This window comes from Methanobrevibacter sp., assembly GCF_017431965.1.
Classification (GTDB): domain Archaea; phylum Methanobacteriota; class Methanobacteria; order Methanobacteriales; family Methanobacteriaceae; genus Methanocatella.
Genome location: NZ_JAFRKB010000050.1, coordinates 1 through 24,143, shown reverse-complemented (window position 1 = coordinate 24,143; position 24,143 = coordinate 1). Strand labels below are relative to the sequence as shown.

Here is a 24,143-nt window from a genome sequence, read left to right as displayed (position 1 = left end):
GACCAATCAAAATTTTGATTTTCTTAATTTAATTTATCATCCAATAAAACCATGAAGAATCTCATATCCGGTTCATCCCTTAAGATTCTAGGAGGTTTTACCTGGGCTGATGATGTTCCTCTTGCAACTCTCAGTTCCTTATAGAACAGGTATGTTTCAGGCTGCAAGAACTTCAGGTCTGTTTTGCCGAGCAATCCTTTTTCAATTTTATATGCCAAAACAGGATCAGTTGCACAGAAGTTTTCATTTAACTTATCCTGTAAGATTTCCTTTGTCACATCTTCCGGCAAATCAGCCACCTCCATCAAATAAACATACTTCATCGGAGATGAATCGGAATCCGCATATACTGAAAAATCAATTAAATCAAATCCTAACTCGTTTTCAGTTTTATAAGCTGCCGCCCTCAAGTTCTCTTCATTTACTTTTTCACCTGTTAAACATAAACATTGGTCCAACCTATATAAAAACTCAATCATTGGAGTTTCATTATGTTTTCCTATGCATCTGACAACATCTTTCATTCTGTAACGATAAAATCCGGACAAATTGGTGGTAATCACTTCATATTCCTTACCCACTTCCATTTTATCCAGTGTAATAACCTGACTGTAATCTCCCTTCGCATCAAGAGGCAAAAATTCATAAAACATACTGTCAGGTATAAGAACCGCATCAGGATTATTCAATTCGATAGGGATTGAGAACATTCCCTCAGAAGCTGTCAATCCAACCAAAGCAAAGTTAAAATCAGGTCCAGTGAATTCTTTAATTTTTTTAAGATAATTTGAAAATCCGCCAGTTCCAATACCTACAAGAAGAGTCATATTAGGCCATATTTTAGGGACGATAGGCTCATCAAAACCTTCCTCAAATATTTTTCTAAGCTCCTGAGCACGCTCAGGCATAGGTTCGATTTTATTGAGCAAACTTTCGCGAACATCGCTTGGCATCCTAATTGTTTCATTGATGGTTCCATTTTCTATATCTTCAACTAACAATTCCCAATTTCCTTTAATATAACGTAAAGATTCTAAAAACAAACTAACAAAACTGGTAAGAGTGAACGGAATATTTTTCTCAACTAAAGCAAATCTTGCATGGACATAACGGGTGTCGGTTTCGACATTTGGCATTAATGCTTCGATTGGGGATGTGACTAATTCAGATAATTGGTCTCCAAAACCTCCCAGCATTCTTCCGGAAATGGATCCGTAAGTATCTCCAGATTTCAAAACAGAAATTGAAATTTCGGCGAGATTTAAGAATGGATATTTAATCCAACCTATTCCTGATTTTTTAGCAAATAAATTAAATAGATGAGCAAAATTATATTTCATGTTTATTTCCTGATTTAATGCAGAAGTCGGAATCCTTTTAGGGTTTCCCATTGTTCCTGAAGATTTTGCATAGTGTTCAACCGGATAAACTGTCAAAAGATTTTTTTCACCGTTTTCAGTCATTCTATAAATATAGTCCGCATAACTATCATAATCAGTTATTGGAACTTTTTCCTGATAATCCTCAACTGTTTTGATGTTAGCAAAGTCATATTTTTGACCATACTCGGTATCCTTATTGTCCTCAAGAATTTTCATCAGCAAATCCGTGTTATATTTCATAGGGTTTTTTGTCATCACATCCAAGGATTGATGAACTTTATCTCCCATCTGAATACATTTGAGATAAAATTTTTCTGAAAAAGATAATTTTGAAGGGTCAATATTACTTAAATCCATTTTTTCACCATATTGCATTCATATAATTAATTATTCAATAGTCAAAATAGTTGAAAGTCCTGTTGCATCGAATACTTCCTGTACAATGTCCTGCACATTAATTAATTTCATAGTTCCCTGTTTGTTCATTATTTTTTGGGTGGATAAAATTACTCTAAGACCTGCACTTGAAATATAAATCAACTCGGACAAATCAAAGGTTAAATCTTCCACATTATCCAAATCCTCATCCAAAGAATCTGAAAGTAAAGGAGAAGTCTCTGTATCCAATCTTCCAATCAATTTAACAACCAATTTTTTTCCATCCATTTGTTTTTCAATATCCATTATATCACCAGTTAAACCAATATTTTATTAAATAATTATGAAGATGCCTTTCTATACATCTCTGCATATAAACCATCTAACTTTAACAGTTCTTCATGAGAACCGACTTCTTTTATGTCACCATCTTTCATGAAGATGATTTTATCCGCATTTTTAATGGTAAACAATCTATGAGCAATTATGAAAGTTGTTTTTCCTTCCATCATGTTTTCCATAGCTTTTGTGACCATATTTTCAGTTCTTGTATCCATATTAGATGTTGCCTCATCCAAGATTAATATTTTTGGATTTGACAATACTGTCCGGGCCAATACCAACAACTGTTTTTCGCCAACAGACAATTGTGAATTCTCTTCACTAATTATTGTATTATAGCCTTCAGGCAATGTATCTATAAATGAATCGCAACCTATTAACTTTGAAACTTCAATGATTTCATCCATAGTTGCATCTTGTTTACCATAAGCTATATTTTCAGCCACAGTTCCATCAAAGACCCAAGAATCCTGCAATACCATACCAAATGCATTTCTTAATTCATTTCTATTAATTTCATTAATATCTTTTCCATCCAATAATATTTTTCCTCCATCAATGTCATAAAATCTCATCAATAAATTAATTAATGTAGTTTTTCCGGCACCTGACGGCCCTACTATAGCCATCACCATACCCGGTTCTGATTTTAGTGAAACATCAAAGAACAATTGTTTTTCAGGAACATATCCAAATTCAACATTTTGGAATTCGATTTCACCTTTAACTTCATTCAAATCGACAGTTGCAAGGTGAGACTCATCAGACTCCTCTTCCTCATCTATGATTTCAAAAATTCTCTCCAAAGAGGCTAAATCTGATTGCACCTGATTCATTGAACTTGCGAACTTTGATAATGGGGCATTCAACATTTGTCCATACAATAAGAATGCTAAAAATCCACCGATTGTCAATTGCCCATTAATAATAAATGTTGATCCGATTATTGTAAGGCCGATATAACCCAGATTATTAATTATTAAACTGATAGGAAGGATGAATCCTGAAACAAACTTGGCCTTTACATAAGCCTTATGGAATTTTTGATTGATGCTGTCGAATGTTTCAATAGACTGCTCTTCCATATTGTAAGATTTAATTAAAGTATGATTGGAGAAAATATCCCCCATAAATCCATTTAGCTCACCAACAGAAGATTGTTGCATTTTAAATTGTTTTTTTGTCTTTTTAGTGAGTAATGCAGTAATCAAAAATGCTATTGGAAGCAATACCGCATAAATAATAGTTAAATAAGGATTTACTAGAATCATCATTATAAATACTAATATTAAAAGCAATATCTGAACAATAAAATCTGTTAAATCAGAAGATATGAATGTTTCAAACGTTATCAAATCATTAGTGAGGCGAGCCATTATATCACCGGAAGGGTGAGTGTCCAGATAATTTATAGGCACCCTATTTAGCTTGGAGTATAGTCTGTTCCTCAATACTTTTGAAACCTTTCTTGAAATAATTAATGTGAACCTGTTTGCAACAATGGTCGCACCATTTCCAAACACATACAGTGCCGCGATTCCTAAAAGGTATAAGGCCAAATAATTTACATCCAATCCCACATATCCATTGGAAACGTATTTGGATAAATAATCAACCACATTACCCACCAATTTAGGCGCGATTGATAGGGCAAAGTTCCCGACAATCAATAAGAAAATTGCAAGAATGAATTTGGACTTGTCTTTTCTAAGATAACCACCCAATCTTTTAAAAAGATGGGAATATGAATATTTTCTCTTTTTAGCCATTTAATTCATCCTCCTTTAAATAAGATTGAGTAGCATAAATTTCCTGATATAATTCGCAACTTTCTAAGAGCTCTTCATGTCTTCCTTGTGCAACAATATAGCCCTTATCCAGCACGATTATATTATCAGCATCCTTGATTGTACTGATTTTTTGTGCAATCATGAAAATTGTTTTGCCTTCCAGATACTCCTTTACATTTTGCCTGACTGCAAATTCTGTTTTAGAATCCAAAGCTGAGAAACAATCGTCAAAGACATATATTTCAGCATCTTTGGCTAAAGTTCTTCCGATTGATAATCTTTGTTTCTGTCCACCGGAAACGTTCATTCCTCCTTTAGCCATTACACTATCAAGTCCGTCCGGCAAAAATTCAAATACTTCTGAAAATCTTGACAAATCACAGATTTCCTGAGCCTTCTCTCGTGACAGATCAGGATTATTCATGGCAATGTTTGCATAAACAGTATCATTTAAGACAAGGGTTTTCTGATTTGCATATGCAATTTTTTCCCTGAGTTCAACAATATCCATCTGCTTAATATTTACTCCCTTATAAAGTATTTCACCAAATGTTGGGTCATATAACCTATTTAGAAGGTACATGACAGTACTTTTACCCGAACCGGTAGCCCCTATAAAAGCGGTTGTTGTTCCTTCATAAGCTTTGAAATTGATGTCTGCAATAACATCTTTAGCACCGGTATATCCGAAGATGACATTTTTATATTCAATCAATGGAACATTACCGTCGTCAATAAAGTCATGCTCACTTGGATTATTCCTTACGCTATCCTCCAAATACAGAACAGCCTCAAGACGGTCTGTTGCCACAATTGTTTTAGGTAGAGTTGTTACAATAAATGGCAGAATTGCCAGACATGAAATGAAATAGGTTACATACTGGAAAAATAAAATCAAATCAGAAATTGATACGATTTTAGCTTTTAATTGCATAGAACCAACAAAATAAATGAGTAAAACTGCCAAATTCATTATTATTAAAGCCAATGGAGTCAAATAATATAATTTCAAATCAGCGTTCAATGCTTCTTCATTAAATTCTTCATTTAACTCTTTAAAAGTATTTATTTCATATTCCTGTTTGCCAAATGCCCTAATTGATCTGACACCTTCAATTTTTTCCTTGAATTTTAAATTCAAATAGTCTAATTTAGATTGAACTTCATTAAATATGGGAATACTCTGCCTACTTTTTATAAACATGAATATAAGAGTAAGTACAAATGAAACCACAAGAATGCCACATAAGGTAAGATTAATCTGAGCGGTAGCAATAATCAGTGCAATAATCACAACAGGAACTAGAATTGCATTTCTCAAGAAATTAATCATGAATATTTGAATTCTTGTTGTATCCGCTGTTGCACGGGTCATTAGACTTGAACCCCCAAATTTATTGAAGTCATATAATGAAAAAGAAACGATTTTATTAAATAAACCTTCACGCACATCACAAGTAACGCTTGCACTAATGTAGGAACTCAAATAAGATGAAGCGATCATGGTTATTCCATATAATACTGTAAGAACAATCATCAATATTCCTGCATTATATATGAAACTAATATCACTATTGCGAATTCCATTATCGATTATGGTCTTTGTCATCTTCATGATGTTCAATTGGAAATATACCTGCAAAATGGTTACTGCAAGAGTTATCAGGATATACTTCCAATAAGGTTTTACATAATCTCTCATAAATTTTAACATAGAAATACCTAACTTTTTTAATTAATTACTTAGATGTGATTCTTAAAATTGCGGATAACACTTTTTGAATAAGTTCATTATCACCTTTAGACTGGGCATTGAATATATAAGAAATTCCTGGAACTGAATTTACTTCACATAAATAGAATTCATCTTCACTCTCACCAAACAGGTAATCAATACTTCCTAATTTCAATCCAAATGCATCGGCTAATTTGATGGAATTGTCAATTAGAGATTGAGGGGCGTTGAAAGTCTCAAGTGAACCTCCCTGATGTAAATTTGATTTGAAATCATTCTCATTATATCTTGCAAATGAATGGATTACTTCACCGCCAACAACGATTACTCTTATATCCCTTCCTTTTGAAGAAAGAATCGCTTCCTGAACCATGAGTTCCTGGCCAAATTCGCTTGCAGTAACAACATTCAATATATTATCCAATTCCTCTTTTGTTTGAATTAAACTAATACCCCTTCCCTGATTACCGTCCATTATTTTTAAGACCAATGGAAAACCAATTTCCTTTTCAATGAAATCCAGGGAAACATCTGGACTGATCAGTATTGTTTTTGGCAATTTAATGTCCTGGACAAATTGCTTTGCAATCTGGAATGAGTAAATTTTATCCCCTGCCTTTTCAATTGAATCAACAGTATTTATACAATTGATTCCTAAGGTTTCAAACATTCTTAAAACCGCACGGAATTTATAATCATCACGTTCATCGACAGTGCTGACTAAAACAAAATCAGGATAATCCACCTCTTCACCGTTAATAACAATTTTTCCATTAGGATTATCGCTAGCCACAACACTAACGTCGTTAAAATTAACAAAATCAACATCAATGTTTAACTTAGCGAATAATTGTTTTGCCATCGCCATTTCTTTTTCATATGCGGAATAATCTCCTACCAACAAAAATCCTCTTTTCAAGTTATCACCTTAAATTAACCATTCCTCTTCGGGCTTTTCTTTTATTACAGCATCCAATTTAATTTGAGATCTTGGAGCTCCCTTTTCTTCCCTTAAATCATATAAATGACTTTGCCATCCCTCTTTCATCAAATATAATTGCAATTGGTTTAATGATTCGAATTTTCTATTTCTGTCATATAATTCGGCATCTTCACGAAGCAAATTGTCAAAATCGGCTGAAAGTTCAGTTAAGCTGATATCATCAATTTTTAAATCCTCCATCTCAATGAAAATGTCATAATGTAACTGTTCGTTATTAGGATAAATCTGAGCCTGACGCAAGCGATATCCATTTTCTGTTAAAAATTCATTTAGATTATCCAGAACCTGTGAAGCCGGAAGCTTTTCTTGAGCGATATTTAATATTTCTCTGGATTTGGATAAGAATTCTATATTTGGAGTGTTTCCAAAGAATCCCTTAACTTTAACAATGTCATGCAAAGGATATCTGTAGAGTCCCGCATAATTTGTTAGAATTATTTCGTATTCTCCTCCATCTTCCAGTTCATCGGCAGTTAATACTTCATCACTGCCAACTGGGATGAATTCAAAGAATATGGAGCTGGTGGCCAATGTTCCATAAGTCATTTCATTAGACATCGGGATATTGAGTTTCCCTTCACTTGCACCATACCCAATATCGAAATAAAACACATCATCATCAAAATAAGGCCTTACCTTATCAACGTTTACTCCTACAGAACCGGATAACCAAAAACGGGCAATGAACAGATATGGCCAGTAATATTTGGGAATGAAATATTCTCGTCCCCTATTAAGCAAATCTTCCAATTCATTAGCTCTTTCGACATGGGGTTCCATGTAATTTTCAAACAATTCCCTTTCACTGGAACTTATGTTTAGTCTTTCTGAAATGGTTCCGTTTTTTAAATCGTTGATTATTTCTTCTGCATGTTCCTGAGCATATTTAACACGAGCATAAAAGCGTCCTGCATTATTTGAAGTTACTAAAACAACATCATCATATCTTAAAGAAAAAAGCATTGTCAAATACATTGTTGCTTCACCATCAGCCAATCCCATCAATTCTTTAGGATAAGATAAATAATTTGTAAATTCAGAAGTCTCAAAAGTTTTTCCAGATGCAAATCCTATATCTATGCCACCCTTTGTTTTTCTATTCGGAATAGCTGAAGTTACTGAATAATAATGGACATGACCCATTATACTGGAAATATTGCCCTCAGTTAAATCAATCCCCTTATCTTTTACCAATTTCATGAACTTTTTAGATTCCCTAATATTTCCTAAAAGGGTTTTTCCCAAAAATGCATTTCTCAGTTTTAAAACTGCTTTTTTGGCTAAGGAACTTTCATGGCTTTCAGGAATCTTTTTGGATTTTCCGGTTGTTCCTGAAGTAGATATGAAAAACTCTGTTACTCCCTGAAATAGAATATCCTTTTCGCCGTCGGCCATTCTTTCTATATATTCCTCAAGATCGCCATATTCATTGAAGGGGATTTTATTTTGAAAGTCCTCAATTGATTTGATGTTTTCAAAATCGTGCTTTTTCCCGTATTCTGTATCTTTTGCATAATCCAGAATACTCATTAACACTTCTTCTTGAGTTTGGCCGCATTTAGAACCCAACTCAATCCATTTTATTAACGCTTCCTTATCGCTTAAAGACAATATTTCTTCATATAACATTCATTCACCCATATCTAAAATGGCAGAGCATCCTTAAATTTTAAAAGATACTCATCCTCTTCATCATCATTTTCAAAGGCGCTCACAATACCGCCCAAACCGATTGTGGAATTTGCTTCACATAAATAGAATTCATTTTCGTTTTCTCCGAATAGGAAATCAACACTACCGAATTTTAAGTCAATGGCTTCTACAAATCTTAATGCGTCTTCAAGTAATTCATCAGGAATGTCAACTTCTTCAGCGTATCCTCCGGTGGCCAGATTTGAAGTGAAACTGCCTTCATTAATCCTGACATAACTAACAATCAATTTACCGAAACCGAATATCAGCCTTAAATCTCTGCCTTTAGAGGACAGTATGGCTTCCTGCGCCATTATTTGATCATCAAACGGTGCGGCAAAAACAATATTCAATAGATTTTCCAATTCCTCTTCTGTGTTAATTAATGTAACTCCCTGCGCTTTACTTCCGTGCATGACCTTTATAACCACTGGAAAACCAATGATTTCACCTATTTTTGAAGCACTTATTTCAGGAGTGACAAGAATGGTTTTAGGTATTTTAATAAACTTACAGACTGACATTGCCTTATGCATTGTCAACAATTTATCTGAGGTGATTGCCTTTGTTTCGGCATCATTAACACATAATACCCCCAAACTTTTGAACATGTTCAAAACTGCATTGAGGTGATATTGCTTATCTCCCAAATCATATGCACGCACATAAACAAAATCAGGACAGTCAACTTCCCCATCAGTTAAAAGTATTTTGCCATTGAAATCACTTTTAGCAATTGGAATGATGTCTTCAAAACACATCAATTCAATGTCGACATCCTTGTACATTCTTTTAAAGTATCCAACTTCATTTTCTTTCCTTTTTAATTGTTCTTCATCATTATTAGTTGAACTGATTAAATAAAATCCTTTTACCATCAAATCACCTTTTCATCATATTCTTTAACTAAAGAAATCTAAGTCAAGTAAATATTTAACAAAGTCATATATGTATTTTTCAGAAATCAAAGGCCAGTTAATGCCTAAACGATATAGGACCTGAGTAGTGTATTTATTTTCAACAGAAATCCATTGCTTTTTAACTTTACCTGAACCGATTGAAGTAATTAATCCAGAAACTCCTTCCTGTTTAGATTTATCAGCCAATGCTTCTTTTAAAGCGATTTCATATTCATCATCTTCACAAGGCTCTATATTTAAACCTAAAGGCCTTATGATTTCAATTATATCTGCAAAAGTAATATTATGGGAATTATACGGGTGGAAAACAACACATTCTTTTGGTGTTTTAGCCAATTCAACAATTGATTTTGCAGTTATGTCAATTTGACTGAATTCCACATTATTTGATAGCATAGCATATGGCATTTTGCCCATTGTAACGAATGCTTTTAAACGGTTGATGAAACCGTTAGATTCGAAATTGATTTGGAATTCACTGTCTGAGCTTCTGGCCATCAGGTTACCTACCCTCATTATCTTTACATCCAAATCATCATTTATGGCTGCTTCAAGTACTGCTCGCTCTGCTAAAAATTTACTGTTGAGATATTGATTATCGATTCCTTGACCAATGAACAAATCATTTTCAGTAAAACCAACATCCAATGGTGGGAAATTATTAATACTTTCACCTGCAACACTGTATGTTGAAACCTGAACATATTTCGCGTTTTTCATTTTGGCAAATTTCAATCCGTTAAGCACTCCGCCAAAATTGATATCCTCAATATCGGTTCCTGAGGAGAAATGCTTTACATTTGCGGCACAATTTATGACAGTGTCAATGTTGATGGAAATAATATCCTCAAAGTACTTGAAGTCAGTGATATCTCCTTCAATCACTTCAATTCTTTCATCAAATACCTTATCATTAAATATATCCGCAAAATAATAGAATCCTAAAGATTTAAGTCTATCCAAACCAGATAAATCACCTCTAGATCTTATAAAACAATAGATTTTTCCCTTTTCGCTTTGTAAAAGAGTCTTTAAAACATGAATACCTAAAAATCCTGTTGCTCCTGTTAATAAAATATTGCCCAAATCATCATCCAGATTTCCATTAACCATAGATTCAAGATTGTTTTTCTTTAGCATATTATTGATTTTTGAATAATCATATTTGATTTCATCACTGGATTCAGACATGTCACTGGCTGAAATGAATTCTGAAAGCAGTCTTGGAGTTGGATTTTTAAAGACATCACCATAACTTAATTCATATTCCTTATTTAAGGCTTCCATTGTTATTTTAGTTACGAGTAACGAAGTACCACCAATTTCAAAGAAATTATCAGTGACGCTTACCTCATCCAGACCTAAAATTTCTGCAAATAGGTTTGCAAAGAATGCTTCAACTTCATTTTCCGGAGCAACATATTCTGTGATTAATACAGGATCCGGCAAATTCCTCAAGTCGGTTTTTCCATTCAATGTTTGAGGCATATCATCCAATTCCATATAAACCGTTGGAACCATATAATATACTAATTTTTCAGCCAATGTTGCTTTTAAATCCTCAATATCAATGGAATATCCATTTTCTTCACGATTTCTATCCCTATACTTATCATTAACTGTAAAGTAAGCGCATAAATGGTCATTTCCTTTGATTTCGCGAACAACAACTGCTACAGATTTAATTCCAGGATACTTGGCTATGCCTGCCTCTATTTCACCGATTTCTATTCTTAAACCTCTGAGTTTAATCTGGTTATCCATTCTGCCGAATACATAGAATTCCCTGTTTTCAGTAACTTTAGCAAAGTCCCCTGAATGATAGCATCTAATTCCATTAATAATTTCATAGCTTTCGGCATTTTTCTCAGGGCGGTTTAGATATTCTCTTGAAACGCCTTTTCCTGCAATGAATAATTCACCAATGACATTTGGAGGCAAAGGATTTGAATCCGCATCCATAATAAACTCATGTACATTAAACAGTTCCTTACCGATGGAAATATCTGGGCTTTCAAGCAGAGCACCATTACAGTAAACGGTTGTCTCGGTTGGCCCATACATATTAAAGATTTTACCCTTTGAATTCTGTGAAAGCAATTCATATAATCTTGGTGAGAATGGCTCTCCCGCACAAATATAAGCTTTAAATCCATACATTGTTTCCTGCATTGCTTCAATTTCCAAATATTGCAGCAAACGTGAAGGAGTGGCTATATAAACATTCGCACCACTTCTATGAATTAAGTCCATCATTTCAATTGGGTCTTTATATTCAGTATCATTTGCAAATACCAATGGAACACCGTTAAGCAGCGAACCCATCAATTCCTGCTGGAACACATCAAAAGCCACAGTTGTTGTGGACAATACCTTATAATCCTCTTTTTCAAGATTGTGCACCAATTCATATGTACAAACATTTCTAGGATCAGGGTAAACAAAGTTTGCTATGTTTCCATGCTCCAGAATTACTCCTTTTGGAAGTCCTGTTGAACCTGATGTGTAAATGAGATACGCCATATTATCAGCACTTACATCCGGATCCGGATTAGACACATCTGTCTCCTCAAGCAACTCATTTACATCCAATAAGTTATCTTCATATTCTGATAAGTCAATACCCTTTTTATCGATTACATCATCAACAATTATGAATTTTGACTCACTATCAGTTAAAACATGTTCAATCCTTTCTGCAGGATATTCCGAATCGACCGGAATGAATGCTGCACCAGATTTTAAAATACCGAATACTGATGCCATCACATTGCTGTCCCTGTTCAAAATGAACATTACCCTATCTTCAGGACCAACACCTTTTTTAATGAGACTATGGGCTATTCTGTTGGCTTTTTCGTTTAATTCACCATATGTAAACTGTCCATCAGTTGCATATAGAATAACCTTATCATGATGGAGTTCAACTTGTTTTTCAAATATCTTATTTAGTCTGTGCTCTTCTATTTCATCATATTGCAAATCATCCGCAGATAATTCCATGCTTTCTTCAACAATGGAAATGTTCTTTAATTGAGTTTCAGGATTCAAACTTGCAAATTTATCTACAACAACAGAAAAGCTGTTTAAAAATGTTTGAATTAATTCCGGAGAATATAACTGATCATTATACCTCACAGAAACATCGTATTTTCCATCATGTTCAACTACATTTAAATTAACTTTAAATTTAAGATTGTCCTCATTGAAGGATTCCCTTTTGACAGTCTCGCCATTAATTTCAATATCATTGATTATCTTACCGTGATATGCGTAGAAGAATTCCGGAAGAATGCCGTATTCGTCTGAAATTTTTGTCAAAGGATATGATGAATGAGCCAATACATCAAACCATTCTTTATTGATATACTCAAAGAATTCGGCAATAGTCAAATCAGAATTTAGATTTAAAGCCAAGGGCAATGTTTTAACCATCATTGCCAATGTTTTTTGTTGATTTGGATTGAATCTACCATTGGTAATTGTTGCAATTAACAAATCCTTATTATAAGCAAATTTAGACAATACAAAAGCGGTTGTTGCTAAGAATAGATTATTTTGACTGATTGATAATTTATTACAGTATCCGTCAATTTCATCCTTATCCAAATAAAGACTTTCCGCCAAACCAACACCAATATCCTCATCCCCGCTTAAATCAGGAGTCATTAAGGTAGCTTCATCAAATTCTTTAATTTTATTAAAGAAAAATAGCTCTGATTCCTTATATAATGAAGATTCCTCTATTTTTACTTCATTTAATGAATATTCAAAACCATCAATTTCCTCTATCTCATAATCGACACCATCATAACTTTTTGCAATCTCATCAAATAGTATATTCAATGAAGTTCCGTCCACAAGTATATGGTGGAAATTTGCAATTAAAATGGAATTATCGACTATCTTAAATCTGAATAAGAAATCCTCTTCAAGGTTGAATGGTCTTAAAAAGTCATCGATATCCACATCATCAACAATTTCAATTAAATCATCGATTTTTACATCTCTTCTTTGTTGATAGACTTCACCTTCATTCATCACGATTTTTGTTTTCAGATATGGGTGATTGTCAATAGCTTTGCAGATTGACTCCTTAAGTTTCTCTGCATCAATCGCAGATGAAAACTCCATCTTTTTAGGAAGGTTATAAGAGACTTTTTCAGGATTTTTCAAACAGTCGAAATACACTCCCAGTTGATTTTGGGTTAATGGGTACAATTCCTGCAACTCATCTGATTCTTCCTCATCAAAAGTAATCTGCTTAGCGATATTATCAATGCTTTTGTATTTCATTACTTCAGTAACCATCAATTGAGTGTTGAATTTCTCATAAACCGCTGAAACCAGCTGCACTACAGACAATGAAGTCAAACCAACCTTAAATAAATCTGTATTTACTCCAAACTCGCTTGTACCTAACAAATCAGAAACTATATCGAATATTCCCTGTTCAATATCATTTGAAGGCTCTACGAATGCATCCAAATCAATGTGAGGATCAGGCAAATTCTTAAAGTCAGTCTTGCCATTTGGTGTTTTTGGGAATTCATCCATTTGTATGAAGAATGACGGCAGCATATATGCCGGCAAGCTATCCAATAAGTGCTGTTTTAAATCTTCAATGTTGATTTCTTCTGTTGCTGTGAAATAAGCGCAAAGATAGTCAGTATTGTTTACCTTCTTAATCAATACCTTTGTAATTAAAACGTTTTCAAATCTTGCAATCAATGTTTCGATTTCAGAAGGTTCAATTCTCAATCCTCTAAGCTTGATTTGACCATCATTACGGCCCATAACATACAGTTCACCATGTTCATCCTTTTTACATAAATCCCCAGTATTGTAATACGGAATTCCATTTAGAGTCATGAACACTTTTGCTGTCTGTTCCGGATTGTTGATGTATCCTCTGGCTATTCCCGCTCCACCAACATAGACTTCACCAGGAACATGTGGGGGCAGCTGATTGCCGTCAATGTCCATTATCTTATCAACAACATTCAGCATCTTCCATCCTGCGGTAATCACATTGCTGTCAATTAACTTATAGTGGGAAGCAATTGTAACTTCTGTCGGTCCATAAGAGTTGTAAATATCCGCATCGGTGAACTCCCTTAATCTATCATATAATATTGGAGGGAAACCCTCTCCCCCAACAACTATGACCTTACATTTATTTACCAATTCCTGAATTTCTTTAATGCTTAAATATTCAATCAGTCTTGTTGGAGTTCCACCGAATGCATCAGCATTGTGTTTTTTAAATAGCTTATAAAATTCCAAAGGATTTACAAGTTGCTCATCGTTTGTAAATACAACAGGCAATCCATTGAGAATTGTTCCGAAGATTTCTCTTAAGAACACAATGAATGAAATCATGGAAATTGATACGAATTTGGAACATTTCCTATTGAGTTCATAGATTGGAACATTTTCCGGATGATTTGCAATATAATTTGAAATACCCCTATGAGTAATCATTACCCCCTTCGGTTTTCCGGTGGACCCTGAGGTATAAATCAAGAAACATAAGTTATCCGGAGTTAATTCAACGTTCGGATTAGATTCATCATTTTCTTCAAGCAGTTCAGATACATGAACTCCGTTTTCGCCTTCATATGTAACATCCTTATTGGTTATGACAAATTGTGAGTCACTGTCTTCAAGCATTTGATCAATTCTGTGCTTAGGATAATTCGGGTCAATAGGAATGAATGCACCACCCGCTTTAACGGTTCCAAGCACACTGGCAATTAAATCACTGTTACGCCTCATCATAAGCATTACTCTGTCTTCAACTTTAAGACCCCTTTTAAGTAATGCATTAGCAATCCTATTAGCCTTTTTATTGAGTTGTGAGTATGTGAATTCCCCATCTTCAGTATAGAGAATCAACTTATCAGGATTTTCACTAACCGCATTTTCAAATATCTTATTGATTATTCCTTCATTTGCCAGCTCAACTTCAAAACCCTCATCAAAATCAAGGTTTTCGACAATGGAAACATTCTTCAATAACTCTTCAGGAGCATCATTGAACTTGCCAATTAAAACATTGAACGCATTTAAAAACGCATCAATTATTTCCCTGGAATAATATGAGGAATCATATTCAACAGTTATTTCCTCAGAATCGTATGAAAAGATGAATTTATAATCCTCTTTATCATAATCATTATTTGTAAACAATATTTCACTTTCAAAATCCAAATCATCATATTCAGGAAAATCCTTAAATTGGGATTTGAAATCATAGATATAATCTTCTACAGACAAATCAGTGTTAAAATGATATCCTGCAGCCTGTTTATTATACCCAACCAATATGTCTTTTGAAAATGAGAATTTAACTAGATTAAATAAAAAAATTGATAAGAATAAGTTATTTCTTGAAAAATCATATTTTCTTTTTAATTCTTTGATTTCAGCATTATACGGAATTGACATTAATTCATAATGAACTTGATTACCCTTAACATCAGGAGATATGGATGTGGGAAAATCAAAAGAATTTATCAAATCATCATAATATTTTTGTACTATAACGTTCATATAAATATATATAATCAGATTACTATATATTCTTTTTTAAATTGAACAAATTTTAAGATTTTCAGGTGATTTAAAATGGAAATAACAAAGGATTATGATAAAAAAAATTTATTATTAACAATTTCAGGCCGCATTGATACAATCACTGCTCAAGATTTGGAAAAAGAGATTGATGATGAATATGGGAATTTCGAATCATTAACCTTGGACATTGATGGCTTGGAATACATTTCAAGTGCAGGACTTAGAGTGTTAATTGCAACACAAAAGAAATTAAAAGCGGATGATATTCCATTTGTTATTAAAAATGTCAATGCCACCGTTGGTGAAATATTTAGAATGTCCGGTTTTGATAAAATTTTAAAGATAGAATGATTTCAATAACCCTAAAACCCAAATTGAGTGAATTGTATCATTTAAATGAGTTTATTTTAAATAGACTTTCTGATGAAAATCTTCAAGTTAATCTAATTGTTGAAGAGATATTTGTCAATATTGTCAATTACTCAAAAACAGAATTCATTACCGTCAATGTGGACTATTCCAATCAAACATTAACCCTTGAATTTATTGACAACGGAATCGAATTCAATCCTCTTTTAAAAGAAGACCCGACTCTGCCCGATAATATTGATGAAGCCCAAATTGGAGGGTTAGGTATTTTTTTAACTAAAGAAATGGCTGATGAACTTTATTACCATTATAAAGATGGTAAAAATCACTTAAAAATAATTAAAAAAGTGGAATAATGAAATCTAAAATAAAAATAATCGCAATATCCTTTACATTAATGATATTAATTGATGTTTTACTTTCTGAAAACTTATTTTGGAATTTAGGAATAGAAAATCCTCATGTAGGATTATTATTTGTTTTAGGATTACTTTTAGGCCCATATGGTTCTTTTGGCGCAGTGTTGGGAAATATTGTTTTAGATTTAGTGTATGGGTATCATCCTATAGACATAATTCCTTCCGCAATTCTTAGTTTTGGAGTTTCCTATCTCGCATACAAGCTCTGGTACTCTGGTTTTAAAACTGACAGAGTCACAAAACCTAGATTGGATAACATTTACCATCTTAACCTATTCCTAGCAATCATATTAATATGCGGAATGGTTTATTCAACAATTCACGGAAATTTAATGGGAATTATGGTCAGCCCTGAGGTGAATGAAATTCACTTCATGATTTATTTCTTGAACTTTATTAATATTTCATTTATCTTTGGAATATTGGGCATTTGGCTTTCTAAAAAAATAGATTTTATAGTAACCCCAAAAATGTCAAAAAGGCCAGTTAACAAAAAATTATATCGAATATTGTTTTATTCATTACTGATTGTAGTCATTCTCACATCAATATCCATTTTCTTAGAACAAAATACACAAATCATGATGGGCGAACTGATATTGATTGGAATTCCATTATTCGCTTATCTGACAAAGCCATTTGAATATAAAATACAGCCAAATTATGAAAACACAATAACTGAAAATATTATAAAAAATTTTCTCATAATAACATTGTCAATAGCCATTATAGGGGTATTGATTTCTATATTAAGCTATAACTTTGTTACAAATATAGATAACCTTAATATGTTTATATTTCTAATGCCTTCCCTTATAATTACTGACGTTATTATAATTTTATTCCTTGTTCCTGGAATTATTATTTTAAGATTTATTGAAAATAAAGTAGTCAAACCAATTTCCTCATTTTCAGAAATTGAAGAGTTCATTAATGAAAATGAAAAAATCGAAAGTGAAGGACTGTTGGAAATTTACTCCGAATACATCGATGAAAAGAATGAAATAGGGACTCTTGCCTGTTCATACACGGAATTAATTAATCACAATAACAGTTATATTGAAAATATTCATGAAATTGAAGGTGAAAAAGAACGCATTGAAGCAGAACTTAATGTTGCAACAAGAATCCAGGCGGCAAACCTTCCAACCAAAGAAATTGAAAATGAGGATTTTATTGTAGATGGTTATTCCAAACCGGCGAAAGAGGTTGGAGGAGACTTTTTCGATTATTATATGCTGGATGATGATAATTTAGCTATGGTAATAGGAGATGCATCAGGCAAAGGTGTTCCGGCCGCGTTAGTTTCAATGATTACACAAGTAAATATCAAAGAAATGTTAAAACACACTAAAAAACCAGAAACAGTTTTATACCTTCTCAATAATCAGTTATGCGAAAACAACACGGAATCAATGTTTCTTACATTATGGCTTGGAATCTATAACAAAACAACTAAAAAACTGACATTTTCCAATGCAGGACACAATCCTCCATTAATAAAAGAAAATGATGAATTTAAATATATGGACATTGAATCTGGACTTGTTTTAGGGATTATGGAAGACTTCAAATATGTTCAGGAAGAAACCAACTTAACTAATGAACTACTGTTGTATACAGATGGAATTACCGATGCAAACAATAAGGATAACGATATGTACGGTGAAGACAGGCTTTTAAACTTCCTTAATGAATTTGAAAGTGACGACGAACCAATCAGCCCATTATTAAATGACATTCATAATTTCACTAAAGATGCAGAACAGTATGATGACATGACATTATTATGCTTAAAGATCAAAAATGACTAAAGTAGCCTACTGCAACATAGAAAACTTGGATTTAAAAAAGGCTTACAGCTTAGTTTCCAAAAATCGACAAGAAAAAATCGATTTTTACAGATTTGAGAAAGATAAAAAACTAAGCTGTGGAGCATATCTTCTTTTAAAAAAATTATTATCCGAGGAAAACGTGACAAATCCAATCTTCAAAACCAAAGAATATGGCAAGGCATACATATCCAATCATGAAAACATTCACTTTAATTTAAGCCATTCCGGCAAAATTGTTTTGTGTGCAATATCGGATATGGAAGTTGGAGCGGATGTTGAATATATCGACCATGAAATTGATTTAAACATAGCCAGACATTACTTCCACAACAGCGAATATGAGAATATCATGACTGCTGAAAACAAGCCAGATGAATTCTTTAAATACTGGGTTTTAAAGGAAAGCTACATGAAATATACCGGTCTTGGAATGAATTTAGAACTAGATAGCTTTGAAATAATAGTTGAAGATGAAATTAGACTTAAAAATGATAGTGAGAATTTGAAATTTAATCTATTCGACATAACAAATTATAAAATAGGAATTGCTGGCCATTACGAGGTATCCGAACTGAATGAATACGATGTTGACGAACTCTATTAAACAACAAAAATCATCAAAAAAATATTAAAAAAAAGAAGAAAAGATAACTAGAATGCAACAGCTTTTACATTGTTATCCTTGTTAAATTCGTTTAATAGAGAAATTAAATCTGAATTATTTGTATTGCTGGTGTCTTTTGCCCAGAATACAACGACGAAGTCTTCACCATCGATGCTTACCACTTCAACAACACCATGTTCAGCATGATCATAATCTGTGAAATTAGCGGTATTGTCAGAGTTTTTGTCAATTTTGAAATCATCATCGGAAGTCAAATAATCTCTGCCCTCATCATGGATTAAATTATCATAAGCATCATTATCATCATCGACATCACCAGCTAAATATTTGTAGATGGTAATTCCGGAGTCTTGTTTTTCGTTTAGATACAATGAATATTGATTTCCATCATATGCATGTTTATAGGATTCGCCTACCTGAAAGTCATTTACGTTTTTTTGTGCACAGACTGTACCAAATAGAAGTAAAGAAATAAATAATAATAGAAATATATTTTTAAAGTTCATATTTTCACCTCTGGTTAATTTTTAATTTGCTTCTGATTTTTCAAAAATCAACACGAAACACAAGTAATTATATGAAACCCCAAATATATAAAGTTTTTCGAATGTAAGTGCTCACTTACACTCTTAAACAATGAAAAAAAGAATAAAAAAAGTTTATTTTAAAAAATAATGATATTTAAGCCTTAATACCATTATATAATATGTCTAAGAACTCTCTAGCAATTTGGTCCGATTCGACATCCTGACTTTTGTCATATATCTTCCATAAGATAACAGACTGAAATGTTAAACTAAAACACATTCCCGCCAATACCCTTGAATCAACAGCCCTGATCTTTCCTTTTTCAATTTGTAATTTGAAAAAGTCCTCCAATTTATTGATGACTGTATCAGTAATTCTTGAAATCAGCTGTTTTTTATCAGGAATTTCCCTAACCTCTTCTAAAGCGATTTTAACAATACGAAAATCTTTATCTGAGCGGTCTAAAAGCTCAATAAAATTTTTTTGGAAATAATCATCAATTTCATCATCCTCATTGAAATCAAAAATTTCTTCCAATTGCTTAAGAAGTATCTGGAGATAGTACTCCTTTGTAGTCTCAACCAAATTGTTCTTATTTTGAAACTTTCTGAAAATGGTTACTTCATTTACCTCTGCTTCTGCAGCTATTTTTTTAGTGGTTGCTTTGGCAAACCCCTCTTTTTGAAGAATTCTAAATGTGGCCCTCATAATTTTTTTATCAGTACTGTTAAACTCATTCATATTTTTAATTATATTTTTAATCATATAAATATAATTCAATATTTCGGCCGTTTTTTATACAATGACTGAATATGTATTTTAATCCTTTTAATCCCCTTTAAGCACAAAAAATCTATTTTCGTTTGTATATACTATATTTCCTATGCCTATGCTCTTGATTAAGGAATAATCAGATTTGTTCTACATAACTAGGCTTAAAATATTCAGATAATCTATTATCAAGTGTCCAGATGTGATATAACAACCGCACTTAATTATTTAAAGTATCTTTAATAGAATGTATCCCATGAATCATAAGCTTGAAGGAAATGGAAAAACATTAGTTTTCATTCACGGCCTTTCAGATAACTTGTCATATTGGGAGTTCTTGGCCAGCAATCTAAAGCATGATTATCAAGTTTTAAGAATTGACCTTCGGGGCCATGGAGAATCTGAGTTAGGAAATGAAGAAATTACAATTGATGCCTATGTAAACGATTTGAATGATCTTTTAGATGAATTGAATATATCAAAAGTTAATTTGGTTGGTTTTTCTCTTGGTGGTGATGTTGCACTTGATTTTGCAATCAGATACCCTCAAAAAGTAGATTCGCTGGTATTGATGTCTGCTTTTTACAAAGTGGATGATAACATAAGAAATACATTATATCAATTTAAAGATGCTTTAAATGAGGGATTTGAGAAATTTTATGATGTAATTCTGCCAATGGTATTATGCCCTGAGGTCATTGATGAAAATGAAAAGGAATTAAAATTAATTAAGAACATGGCATCTCAAAATGCCAATGTCGAAGCCTATATCAAAGCTGTTGACGTTTGTTTAAACTGCAATTTTGAAGAACATTTGTCAGAAATTAACATTCCCACATTAATTTTGGCAGGAAAGTATGATGATATATCCCATTTGGATATGCAAAAAGACCTGCACAGAAAAATTAAGAATTCCAAACTGATTGTTTTCGATGATGTCAAACATAATCTTTTAGTTGGAGAAAATAATGGGAAGATCTTGGCTGTTTTAAAAGAATTTTTTAAAATTTAACTGCCTCAACTCAAAAGAAGTTGAGGTATTCTTGCACCATAAGATAAAAAAATAATTGGAGGGATTATCCTCCACCAGGAATGGTATATTTATCGTTTACACCATAAAATATACCAGTGCCTTTTCTTTTTGTGTTTACATTAAGTAATGCGTTGTTGAATATTATATTCAATAATTTATATCCGTCTTTATCAATGAAATCTGTTAGAGGAGCATTATTTTCTCTTATATCCAATGCATCTTTTTCAATGTCAAAGCATGCCCCATAGATTATTTGTGTTGAATTTTCTTCAACAGACACCGGAAGATATTTTTCTGTTAAATCTTTTGATTTCAAATAATTCTGGAAGCCTTTCCATTCTTTTTTGATTTCTTTTCCTTTGCTTGTTAATTTAGCACCTTGTAGGATATCTTTATAATACTCCCCATCATATCCATTTTCATTTTTAATAGCTTTAACGAATTCCTTAAAATCCTCTTCGAATTTATTGGCAATTGAAGTAATGTTGCTTTGTTTTGCCATGAATTTTAAGTTGAATTTCTTATTTTTATTCATGTTCTTAAGCAAGTTAATTGCTAATGTTTCGGAAGTTTTCAGCTCTCCTTTATTTGAAATTCTGAGAGTTATCTTTTTCATAACTTCCATATCTTGATGAGTTAATTTTTTGGACACTTCATATGAATCATCCAAATCAACATCACATTTTATTTGGTCTTTATTTATTAAATCAAGTATGGTGAGTGATAATGCATTTACACTTACCTGATTATTTTTTGCAAACAATATTGAAATCATAGGATATGAATCATCACTAGGAGGATTTTTAATATTTTCATCATATTGATTTTTATTAATGCCTAACATCTTACTCAACCCTTATTAATTTATTCATCATTATCTTTTAAAGATTCCATATAAGCTTCATGAATTTCTTCAGCCAATTCGTCGTTTCCTTCAATGATTGGTCCGGTATAATCACAATCCCTGCATACACATTGTGACCAATTTTGAGGGATAATCCAGTCAACATTTCTAGACCCACATCTTGGACAAATCTTATGCATTTTCATTTTAAATTCTCCTACAACTTTTCGTGCATTAGATATTCACTTACTAATAAATCAGTTAAAGGCAATATATAAGGTTTTTCGATTGTAAGCACCAACTTGCACCTTAAACCACAAACTAATAAAAATTAAGGATTTATTTAATTATTAAATAATTTTAAAAAGATTTAAAATCCGTTTCTGTATGCATATGCAATTATCTAAAAGAAGTTGTAATACAATCGATTACATTAAGACATCTCAGATTCCAAATCCTTTATTTTACAATAAACTGCCCCAATGCCCAAGTATTGAGTTACAAATATCAGAAATGATAAAATCATGCCAACAATTGAATCTAAAATTAAGAAAGCTGAATCAAAAGAAATTAAATATGAAAGTGCCACTATAACAAAAATAATCATAGTATACTCTTTTGCATAATTTCTCCACCCTATAACATCAATGCTCCTTTTAATTGATTTTAAATCAAAAGCAGATGACAAATTTTTTGTATCTGCCAATTTGGCTAAAGCAATTTCCATGAAAAATGTAGTTGTGTAAAATATAATAGTACCCACAACAACAAAAATTATTGTATCTACAGGATTATGGGTGTATAACATATTCAGCGTTTCTGGCAACTCCAACAGCATATCTTTAAAATCAAATGGTGGAAAATCCAAAAGATTACTTACATAGCCCAAGATTAATGATTGAAAAGCAAAATAAATCCCCATAACAATAGATGATTTGATTCCAAATACAATAATCTTTTTAATTTCAATTTTAGGTAATCTTACACCATGTCTTATTCTGCTTCGGGTAATTAACATTCCATAACCCGATACAGAAACAAAAACCACTATCTGGAGTAAAAACCAAACTGAAAAACTTGAATTATGTGCAACATAATTTTGAAACAATGACGAAATAAACAATATAATAACAATTAATGCAAAAAATGCTTTATTATACATGCAGTAGTCAATTACTCTTTTAAAAATTATATGGGGCATAACTATCAAATAAAATATGTATTTTAAAAAACTTAAATTTTGTGATAAGCTAAAAGTCAGTTACTTTTGATTTATAAAATCCAGAATATTAAAAAAGAAAAAAAGTTTAGAAATTTAGTAATGACTTTGTGGAGTCATCCCTAAATGATGGTCTTCACTTTTTTTACCCGGGATTCCATAAGCATCGGCCCTGCATTGAGTACATGCCCTAAATACAGGAATAATCTCTTCAACTTGCTCTCTGACACTTTCCATCATGGAACAGTCCGGACGTGAATAATGTTTCATTTTAGCAAGCGGAATCAATGGCAAGATATTCATCATAGAAGCGCCACGTTTTTCAACTTCCCGAGCTATGTCAACAATATGCTCATCGTTCAATCCCGGAATTAAAACGGAATTAACTTTAACAACCATTCCATTAGCGGCAGCTTTCTCAACACCATCCAATTGGTTTTTAATTAAAATTTCAACCGCTTCATAACCCTTGTAGATTTTTCCTTCATACTTAATGAAAGAATAAATATCTACAGCAATATCCGGATCGATTGCATTGATTGTTACAGTGACGGAGTTTACTCCAAGTTCTGCAAGTTTATCAGCATATTTTGGAAGTAAAAGTCCATTAGTACTCATACATTTGATTAAATCTGGTTGCTCTTTTGCTAATTTTTCAAAAAATTCAAATGTTTCCTCA

The 24,143-nt window shown here is 32.5% G+C and carries 19 protein-coding genes; 5 read left to right on the top strand and 14 right to left on the bottom strand.

Going from position 1 to position 24,143, the window contains the following annotated elements; all coding sequences use genetic code 11:
• Positions 1-23: 23 nt before the first annotated feature.
• From IJI93_RS07390 to IJI93_RS07355, 8 genes are read right to left on the bottom strand one after another with little or no spacing between them, the layout of a single operon-like run.
• Positions 24-1,739 carry a GH3 auxin-responsive promoter family protein gene (locus IJI93_RS07390; protein WP_292821738.1) on the bottom strand — a complete coding sequence of 572 codons (1,716 nt, stop codon included), beginning with the start codon at positions 1,737-1,739 and terminating at the stop codon, positions 24-26.
• Positions 1,740-1,769: 30 nt separating this feature from the next.
• The gene (locus tag IJI93_RS07385) at positions 1,770-2,066 is read right to left on the bottom strand and encodes an STAS domain-containing protein (protein ID WP_292821736.1); all 297 of its coding nucleotides are present in this window, start codon (positions 2,064-2,066) and stop codon (positions 1,770-1,772) included.
• A gap of 35 nt (positions 2,067-2,101) precedes the next feature.
• Positions 2,102-3,871 (bottom strand): ABC transporter ATP-binding protein, encoded by a 1,770-nt coding sequence (locus IJI93_RS07380; protein WP_292821734.1) that lies wholly within the window; start codon positions 3,869-3,871, stop codon positions 2,102-2,104.
• On the bottom strand, positions 3,864-5,606 hold the full coding sequence (locus tag IJI93_RS07375; RefSeq protein WP_292821732.1) for an ABC transporter ATP-binding protein: 1,743 nt from the start codon (positions 5,604-5,606) through the stop codon (positions 3,864-3,866). The genes IJI93_RS07380 and IJI93_RS07375 overlap by 8 nt, the downstream gene beginning before the upstream one ends.
• 25 nt (positions 5,607-5,631) lie before the next feature.
• Positions 5,632-6,546 carry a RimK family alpha-L-glutamate ligase gene (locus IJI93_RS07370; RefSeq protein WP_292821730.1) on the bottom strand — a complete coding sequence of 305 codons (915 nt, stop codon included), beginning with the start codon at positions 6,544-6,546 and terminating at the stop codon, positions 5,632-5,634.
• A 9-nt stretch (positions 6,547-6,555) separates the two neighbouring features.
• Positions 6,556-8,259, bottom strand: coding sequence for a GH3 auxin-responsive promoter family protein (locus IJI93_RS07365; RefSeq protein ID WP_292821728.1), 1,704 nt, complete (start codon positions 8,257-8,259; stop codon positions 6,556-6,558).
• Positions 8,260-8,273: 14 nt separating this feature from the next.
• Positions 8,274-9,200: a RimK family alpha-L-glutamate ligase gene (locus IJI93_RS07360; protein ID WP_292821726.1), complete on the bottom strand. Its 927-nt coding sequence runs from the start codon at positions 9,198-9,200 to the stop codon at positions 8,274-8,276.
• A gap of 24 nt (positions 9,201-9,224) precedes the next feature.
• Positions 9,225-15,797, bottom strand: coding sequence for a non-ribosomal peptide synthetase (locus tag IJI93_RS07355; protein WP_292821724.1), 6,573 nt, complete (start codon positions 15,795-15,797; stop codon positions 9,225-9,227).
• A gap of 75 nt (positions 15,798-15,872) precedes the next feature.
• Here IJI93_RS07355 and IJI93_RS07350 point away from each other — a divergent pair, with 75 nt between their 5' ends.
• Genes IJI93_RS07350 through IJI93_RS07335 form a run of 4 tightly spaced genes read left to right on the top strand, consistent with a single transcriptional unit; the run spans position 15,873 to position 19,048 of the window.
• Positions 15,873-16,172, top strand: coding sequence for an STAS domain-containing protein (locus tag IJI93_RS07350; protein ID WP_292821722.1), 300 nt, complete (start codon positions 15,873-15,875; stop codon positions 16,170-16,172).
• Between the two features lie 23 nt (positions 16,173-16,195).
• Positions 16,196-16,546, top strand: coding sequence for an ATP-binding protein (locus tag IJI93_RS07345; protein WP_292821720.1), 351 nt, complete (start codon positions 16,196-16,198; stop codon positions 16,544-16,546).
• Positions 16,546-18,423 (top strand): PP2C family protein-serine/threonine phosphatase, encoded by a 1,878-nt coding sequence (locus IJI93_RS07340; RefSeq protein WP_292821717.1) that lies wholly within the window; start codon positions 16,546-16,548, stop codon positions 18,421-18,423. Before IJI93_RS07345 ends, IJI93_RS07340 begins: the two co-directional genes overlap by 1 nt.
• The gene (locus IJI93_RS07335) at positions 18,416-19,048 is read left to right on the top strand and encodes a 4'-phosphopantetheinyl transferase superfamily protein (protein WP_292821715.1); all 633 of its coding nucleotides are present in this window, start codon (positions 18,416-18,418) and stop codon (positions 19,046-19,048) included. Before IJI93_RS07340 ends, IJI93_RS07335 begins: the two co-directional genes overlap by 8 nt.
• Positions 19,049-19,095: 47 nt before the next feature.
• On the opposite strand, the gene IJI93_RS07330 is transcribed toward IJI93_RS07335, so the two are convergent.
• Both IJI93_RS07330 and IJI93_RS07325 read right to left on the bottom strand, forming a co-directional pair.
• The gene (locus tag IJI93_RS07330) at positions 19,096-19,575 is read right to left on the bottom strand and encodes a hypothetical protein (protein ID WP_292821713.1); all 480 of its coding nucleotides are present in this window, start codon (positions 19,573-19,575) and stop codon (positions 19,096-19,098) included.
• Between the two features lie 175 nt (positions 19,576-19,750).
• Positions 19,751-20,338, bottom strand: coding sequence for a TetR/AcrR family transcriptional regulator (locus IJI93_RS07325; protein ID WP_292821711.1), 588 nt, complete (start codon positions 20,336-20,338; stop codon positions 19,751-19,753).
• A 286-nt stretch (positions 20,339-20,624) separates the two neighbouring features.
• Between IJI93_RS07325 and IJI93_RS07320 the strand changes: the two genes are divergently transcribed.
• Complete coding sequence (locus tag IJI93_RS07320) at positions 20,625-21,380, top strand: alpha/beta fold hydrolase (protein ID WP_292821709.1); 756 nt, start codon at positions 20,625-20,627, stop codon at positions 21,378-21,380.
• Between the two features lie 64 nt (positions 21,381-21,444).
• On the opposite strand, the gene IJI93_RS07315 is transcribed toward IJI93_RS07320, so the two are convergent.
• The 4 genes from IJI93_RS07315 to IJI93_RS07300 all read right to left on the bottom strand — a co-directional run.
• A complete protein-coding gene (locus IJI93_RS07315) occupies positions 21,445-22,245 on the bottom strand; it encodes a DUF2207 family protein (protein WP_292821707.1) in 801 nt (266 codons plus the stop codon).
• Positions 22,246-22,265: 20 nt separating this feature from the next.
• Positions 22,266-22,451 (bottom strand): hypothetical protein, encoded by a 186-nt coding sequence (locus IJI93_RS07310; protein WP_292821705.1) that lies wholly within the window; start codon positions 22,449-22,451, stop codon positions 22,266-22,268.
• 227 nt (positions 22,452-22,678) lie between these two features.
• Positions 22,679-23,407, bottom strand: coding sequence for a DUF4013 domain-containing protein (locus tag IJI93_RS07305; protein WP_292821703.1), 729 nt, complete (start codon positions 23,405-23,407; stop codon positions 22,679-22,681).
• Between the two features lie 153 nt (positions 23,408-23,560).
• Positions 23,561-24,143: radical SAM protein (locus IJI93_RS07300; RefSeq protein ID WP_292821701.1), on the bottom strand; the 583-nt coding region annotated here is incomplete at its 5' end.

What these genes read in the sequence shown, in the direction of transcription:
- IJI93_RS07340 (WP_292821717.1), top strand. Translation starts at nt 16,546, where the DNA reads ATGAAATCTAAAATAAAAATAATCGCAATATCCTTTACATTAATGATA.
- IJI93_RS07335 (WP_292821715.1), top strand. Translation starts at nt 18,416, where the DNA reads ATGACTAAAGTAGCCTACTGCAACATAGAAAACTTGGATTTAAAAAAG.
- IJI93_RS07320 (WP_292821709.1), top strand. Translation starts at nt 20,625, where the DNA reads ATGAATCATAAGCTTGAAGGAAATGGAAAAACATTAGTTTTCATTCAC.
- IJI93_RS07375 (WP_292821732.1), bottom strand. Translation starts at nt 5,606, where the DNA reads ATGTTAAAATTTATGAGAGATTATGTAAAACCTTATTGGAAGTATATC.
- IJI93_RS07315 (WP_292821707.1), bottom strand. Translation starts at nt 22,245, where the DNA reads ATGTTAGGCATTAATAAAAATCAATATGATGAAAATATTAAAAATCCT.
- IJI93_RS07330 (WP_292821713.1), bottom strand. Translation starts at nt 19,575, where the DNA reads ATGAACTTTAAAAATATATTTCTATTATTATTTATTTCTTTACTTCTA.
- IJI93_RS07365 (WP_292821728.1), bottom strand. Translation starts at nt 8,259, where the DNA reads ATGTTATATGAAGAAATATTGTCTTTAAGCGATAAGGAAGCGTTAATA.
- IJI93_RS07355 (WP_292821724.1), bottom strand. Translation starts at nt 15,797, where the DNA reads ATGAACGTTATAGTACAAAAATATTATGATGATTTGATAAATTCTTTT.
- IJI93_RS07350 (WP_292821722.1), top strand. Translation starts at nt 15,873, where the DNA reads ATGGAAATAACAAAGGATTATGATAAAAAAAATTTATTATTAACAATT.
- IJI93_RS07305 (WP_292821703.1), bottom strand. Translation starts at nt 23,407, where the DNA reads ATGTATAATAAAGCATTTTTTGCATTAATTGTTATTATATTGTTTATT.
- IJI93_RS07325 (WP_292821711.1), bottom strand. Translation starts at nt 20,338, where the DNA reads ATGAATGAGTTTAACAGTACTGATAAAAAAATTATGAGGGCCACATTT.
- IJI93_RS07380 (WP_292821734.1), bottom strand. Translation starts at nt 3,871, where the DNA reads ATGGCTAAAAAGAGAAAATATTCATATTCCCATCTTTTTAAAAGATTG.
- IJI93_RS07390 (WP_292821738.1), bottom strand. Translation starts at nt 1,739, where the DNA reads ATGGATTTAAGTAATATTGACCCTTCAAAATTATCTTTTTCAGAAAAA.
- IJI93_RS07385 (WP_292821736.1), bottom strand. Translation starts at nt 2,066, where the DNA reads ATGGATATTGAAAAACAAATGGATGGAAAAAAATTGGTTGTTAAATTG.
- IJI93_RS07360 (WP_292821726.1), bottom strand. Translation starts at nt 9,200, where the DNA reads ATGGTAAAAGGATTTTATTTAATCAGTTCAACTAATAATGATGAAGAA.
- IJI93_RS07310 (WP_292821705.1), bottom strand. Translation starts at nt 22,451, where the DNA reads ATGAAAATGCATAAGATTTGTCCAAGATGTGGGTCTAGAAATGTTGAC.